Here is a 911-nt window from a genome sequence, read left to right as displayed (position 1 = left end):
TCGGCGTCACGCCCGAACAGTTCACGGGTTTTGTCGGGCCGCACGAGCGCAGACAGCTGCCCCGCCTCGTATTCATATCGCGTGGTCTCGCCTGCCGCGTTCTGCGTGGCCACCAGCCGCCCGCGCCCATCATATTTCCACGTCGCAGTCTTGCCCGAACAGTCGGTGTAGCTTGCGATCTGCCCATCGGGGCGCCACGCAATCTGCCTTTTGCCGCCCTTCGGATCGGTGACCGTCACCGGCAACCCGGCATCATTGTAGGTGTACTTCGTCACGCGCCCGAGCGGATCGGTTGCCTCGACGACTCGCCCCTTGCTGTCGTAGTACCGCTCCCAGCGGTTGCCCTCCGGGTCCTGGATGCCCGTGAGGTTGTCGTGCCGGTCATGCACGAAGTACGCGGTACGGCCATCGCGTGCCGTGTGCGTGGCCAGGTTGCCGCGCGCATCCCACGTGAACTGCTCTTCGCCGCCGTCCGGGTAGACATGCCGTGTGACGTTTTTCGCCGCGTCGCGGAAGAACCACTCTTCGGTGCGGTCCGGATACACGACCCGGTACGGGTAGCCGTCGATATCGTAATACTGCTGCGTGGTGCGGCCCAACGCATCGGTCACAAACGTCAGCCGCAGCCGGTCGTGCCATTCGAGGCGCGTGTCGAACGTGCCGTCATCGGCCCATTCGCGGATCGCCTTCGCATCCAGATGCGTGCCGTCCCACTGCAGGTTCATGCCGCGACCGGTGCGGTCCGTGTAGCGCGTGACGAGATGGTGCGAATACGTATAGGACCACGACGCGCCGTTTTCGTCGACGGCTTCCACCAGATCGCCCGCATCGTCGTAGACATAGGTGCCCAGTGTGCGCGTTGCCTCACCCGCGTCATCCAGCAGCGCCACACGCGTGATGCGCCCGTGTTC

1 pseudogene is annotated in these 911 nt (G+C 64.8%); it reads right to left on the bottom strand.

Annotated features, from left to right (window positions below):
- Positions 1-911: pseudogene (locus FQ755_RS01225) on the bottom strand (RHS repeat protein); the annotation flags it as partial.

The organism is Paraburkholderia sp. BCC1885 (genome assembly GCF_900996235.1).
Taxonomy (GTDB): Bacteria; Pseudomonadota; Gammaproteobacteria; order Burkholderiales; family Burkholderiaceae; genus Paraburkholderia.
This window is presented reverse-complemented; position numbering and strand designations above follow the sequence as displayed.